The organism is Sulfurovum sp. (genome assembly GCF_041551015.1).
Classification (GTDB): domain Bacteria; phylum Campylobacterota; class Campylobacteria; order Campylobacterales; family Sulfurovaceae; genus Sulfurovum.
Window position 1 is genome coordinate 1 of the sequence record NZ_JBFENQ010000140.1, and the last position, 4,364, is coordinate 4,364.

5 protein-coding genes are annotated in these 4,364 nt (G+C 38.2%); 2 read left to right on the forward strand and 3 right to left on the reverse strand.

Features of this window, described 5'->3' with window-relative positions; translation table 11 throughout:
• Positions 1-779, reverse strand: a 779-nt coding sequence (locus ABZC96_RS08540; protein WP_373030461.1) for a 16S rRNA (uracil(1498)-N(3))-methyltransferase, incomplete at its 3' end; no start/stop codon positions are given.
• Entirely contained in the window at positions 751-879 is a 129-nt protein-coding gene (locus tag ABZC96_RS08545) for a helix-turn-helix domain-containing protein (protein ID WP_373030463.1), read from the reverse strand. The genes ABZC96_RS08540 and ABZC96_RS08545, both read right to left, overlap by 29 nt.
• A gap of 219 nt (positions 880-1,098) precedes the next feature.
• Here ABZC96_RS08545 and ABZC96_RS08550 point away from each other — a divergent pair, with 219 nt between their 5' ends.
• Positions 1,099-1,455: a thioredoxin family protein gene (locus ABZC96_RS08550; RefSeq protein ID WP_373030468.1), complete on the forward strand. Its 357-nt coding sequence runs from the start codon at positions 1,099-1,101 to the stop codon at positions 1,453-1,455.
• Positions 1,456-1,616: 161 nt separating this feature from the next.
• Here ABZC96_RS08550 and ABZC96_RS08555 read toward each other — a convergent pair whose 3' ends face one another.
• Entirely contained in the window at positions 1,617-3,335 is a 1,719-nt protein-coding gene (locus tag ABZC96_RS08555; RefSeq protein ID WP_373030465.1) for an AAA family ATPase, read from the reverse strand.
• Positions 3,336-3,501: 166 nt separating this feature from the next.
• Here ABZC96_RS08555 and ABZC96_RS08560 point away from each other — a divergent pair.
• Positions 3,502-4,364 (forward strand): DEAD/DEAH box helicase (locus tag ABZC96_RS08560; RefSeq protein ID WP_373030467.1); only part of this gene is annotated, 863 nt, incomplete at its 3' end.

Sequence of the window (4,364 nt, forward strand, 5' to 3'; positions counted from 1 at the left end):
ACCACAGTTTCTGTACGTAGGATCCTTTGTCCTAAACTAACAGATGTACATCCTTGTTGGCAAAGTAAGTCAACTTCATAGTCTATCCAACCGCCTTCTGCTCCAATACATAGTACCTTTGGCATATTATCTTTATTGTTAGTCTTGCACTTTGCAACATCAAGATATGATTTCCAAGATTGTGAAGCATAAGGATGGGCAATCACTGCATTACTTTGCTCTCCATCTCCCTTTTTATCTAGTAATAAAGCAGGAAATTCATCTTCAACAAATGGCTTAAAACGTTTTTTAAACTCAATCACTGGTGGCACTGTATCTATGGCTTGTTGTAACCCTTCAAAAACAAACTCATCTATACGGTTTAGTAGTGGGCTTTGCCAATAACTTTTTTGAGTACGGTAACTATTTACAATAATAAGTTTATTAACACCAAGAGATGTCATATCCATAATCAATCTACGTAGCACTTTTGGACGTGGCAAAGCAAGAATAACTGTTAAATCAAGTTTAGCTGGTGGTTTTTTATCCAGTGTAAGATCAATAAGAAGTACTTCCTTGTCATTGATTTCACTAATAGTAGCCTTGCCTATGTTACCATCAATCTCAGCGATTGTTAAACTATCTCCTACCCTAGATTTTAGTATCTCTTTAATATGAGTAACTTGTTTTGGGTCACTAATGCTTTTGACGTTTTTGGGTAATAAAATACAGTTCAAATTATAAAAATAAGGCTCAGGTGATAACGATAACTCATTGCTTATTCCTCTTAATAACCCCATAAATAGCAGGTTGTGATATATTTAATACTTTAGCAACCCTATGCTGAGAATAGCCTTCTTTATAGGCTTTTAGTATCTGTTTTGTTAAAGAACATGACAAGTCATCTATGCTTGGGTTACTTCTAAATGACTATAAAAAAGAACAAGGTGTATAATCATATTTAAATTTAGGTTTTCGTCACCAGACCCCTTCTTTTTCTAAGAAAAGTGTATACTTCCTACATATTTTATCCAAAGGTCAATCATGGAAACTCTCAAAATCGTATGCCCTGAGTGCAACAGCGTCAACACCATCAAAAGTGAAGTTAGGAATGAGCAAATTCCATGTTCCCAATGTCAAACAGATCTAGATGACCCCTTTCCGGTTGAAGTAACCGATGAGAGTTGTACAACCCACATCATTGAAAACGACATAGCAGTGCTAGTTGATTTCTATTCATCCACTTGTGGCCCTTGTATGGCAATGTATGATGATTATGAAGATGCAGCTCTGGGTTTTGGATCAAAGGTGAGATTTCTCAAAATAAATGCCGATAAATACCAAAAGGTCGCCAGAGAGTATGGTGTGAGTGCGCTTCCTACCATTATCGCCTTTAAAAAAGGCCAGGAAGTCAACCGTATAAGCAGGCAACTTTCCCGAGTTGAGCTCATTTTGTGGGCTGAAAGCCTCATCTAAATGGTCATTTAATAAAAAGTTTAAAGAACATAGTATGATCATTGCAGGGAATTTTATGCGTAATTTAAGGATAGCATAACACTAAAGATACTTTGTCCATATCTTATCTAATACTACTGTACAGATGCTACATCTGCCCACTCTTCAGCAACAGTTATCATTTATGCCAAGAACAACATGCAAACCCGTAACTCATCATAACTCACCTCCCCATCTAAAGCCTCAAATACAGCTTTAAGACGCAAGGTACCATCCTCAGAAAAGTTCTCTTTGATGTTCTTGGTTCTTAGCTTTAACACTGCATCATCTACCCTGTTAAAAATCTCATCTTCTGGTTTATATTTATTAATATCTATCTCGGGGTTTTCTTCTTTTATCAGAGCAAGATGCTGCACAATAGTACTTTTACCCAAACCTCTATTGATGGCTAGTTTTACCAGAGTATCTGACTTTTCTATGAGATGTTTTGTTTTCATATACGTAGGTGTAACATAGGCTGAGTGTGAGGGTTTACCCTCTTTGATATTTTGTATCTCTTCGTCTATCTTCTCTTTGCTTATTATGCCACTAAGCTGTGATATATGGCTTTCAAAAAGCTTCTCTAAGCTCTCTTTTGTCAATACTTTTATGCTATCACTAGCCTTTTTCGAGGCCATTTTAATACGCTCATCTATATGCAAAATGAGAGGGTCTACACGCAAGGCCATAGGGTTTAAACCCATAAGCCGTAAACCTTCGATATTTTTGATACGTGAAAGTGCCACATATCCCTGCCCACTCTCAAATGTTTTACTCAAGTCTATCTCCGCAGCATCTAGTGTCATACCTTGTGACTTATGTATCGTGATAGCCCATGCCAAACGCAAAGGTACTTGTGAAACAGTCGCTGTGACCTTGCCACTGTCATTTTCAAGTGACCAGTCTTCTAATTCTAACTTTATTTTTTTACCCTCTGTAGTTCGTACTATGGGCATGTTGTCTATGGGACTGAAACTGAGTACTGTTCCGGTGGTACCATTGACATAGCCTGCTTCTACATTGTTTTTTATGAAGATGACAACCGCACCCTTTTTAAGTGCCAACTTTTCTAAAACCAAAGAAGATTTAAAAATCTTCTCTATGTTCTTTTCACTCCCTTTGGACTCATAGACAAAAAGTTTAGGCTCACCTTCAAGCTTTTCTAACTCATCTAGGTTGATGCGATCCACATCTACATTATGGGTATAAAGTTTGGTAGGGGTTTGAATGGAAAGTTCTTTCTCATGACGTGCAGCTAATATCTGCTCTGAAGAATCTGAAATGCTACCACTTCGTATATCATCTAACACTTGTATAAGTCTGTCATCATCTTGTCTAAACTTCTCTTCCAAATAACAGGTATGTAAGTCTAATGCTTTCCATGCAGGAGATTGCCATGCAAAACGCTTCTCTTTAGGTACTTTGGACACAGGGGGTAACTGAAAAAAGTCTCCCGATATTACTACTTGCACTCCACCAAAAGGGGCATCTGTACCTTTAAAACCACGCAGTATTAGGTCCATAGAAGAAAAGATCTCTGGTGAGATCATAGAAACTTCATCGATAATGAGAAGTTTGAGTTTAGAAAAACGTGTTTTGAGGTACTTTTTGTCCAGCAAAAAATCTACATAACCTTCATCTATACTGTCACGTATACCCAAAGCAAAAAATGAATGTATCGTCTGCCCACCCAAATGTGATGCTGCTATACCAGTGGGTGCAACAATGGTTGGGTAAACCCTACGCTCTTTTAAATACTGTGTATAAAGATTAAGAAGATAGGTCTTCCCTGTTCCTGCTGAACCGGTGATAAATACATTTTTGCCTGATTTTAGTATGTCAAGTGCTGTTTGTTGTTTCATGAAAGTATTATAGCGCGTGCGTGCAAATATCCGAGAACACTTTATGAAAATGTCAGTATAGTCATACTCCAGTTATCAATGATTTTCTCATAAATGCCCTCGGTGAAATGATAAATACTAGTTCTATAATTCTATTGCATAATTTGGGTTAAGGTATAATCCAAACATGAAAACCCTACCCATCACCCAAGTCATACCTGAAGTTAAAGAAAAACTTCTAAACAACAACCGTTTAGTACTCCAAGCACCACCAGGTGCAGGAAAAACAACGGCACTTCCTTTAGCACTGTTAGATGAACCTTGGTTAAAGGGTAAGAAGATCATCATACTCGAACCGCGCCGTTTGGCTGTGCGTTCTTCTGCTGCCCGTATGGCTGAACTTCTGAGTGAAAAAGTAGGTAAACGCATCGGATACCAGATAAAGATGGAGTCGGTGCAAAGTAAAGAGACACAGATACTCATCATTACAGAGGGTATCTTAACCCGTAAACTGCAACATGACCCAAGCTTGGAAGATGTGGCTCTCATTATCTTTGATGAGTTTCATGAGCGTTCTTTGCATGCGGACTTGTCTCTGGCTTTGGCTCTAGAGTCTCAGACTATTTTACGAGAGGACCTAAAGATACTCATCATGTCTGCAACACTGAATACTTCTGTCATCTCAGAACTAATGAAGCATGCACCCATTGTGCAAAGTGAAGGACGTTCTTTCCCTGTGGAGAGCATCTATCTACCGGTCCATACACCTCAACCAAACAAAAAAGAACTACCCTCTTTTGTACATACGCTTCTACACAGCATTTTACAAAAAGAAGAAGGAAATATACTTGTTTTTCTAGCAGGTGTAAGAGAGATAAAAGCTGTGGAAAAGCTTCTAAACACAACTAAACCCAAAGATGTTTTTGTCTCAACACTCTATGGTAACCTTAGTAAAGAAGCACAAGACAGAGCCATAAATGCACCACCTAAAGGCTTTAGAAAGGTGGTACTTAGTACCAACATCGCTCAAACCTCTTTGACCATAGAGGG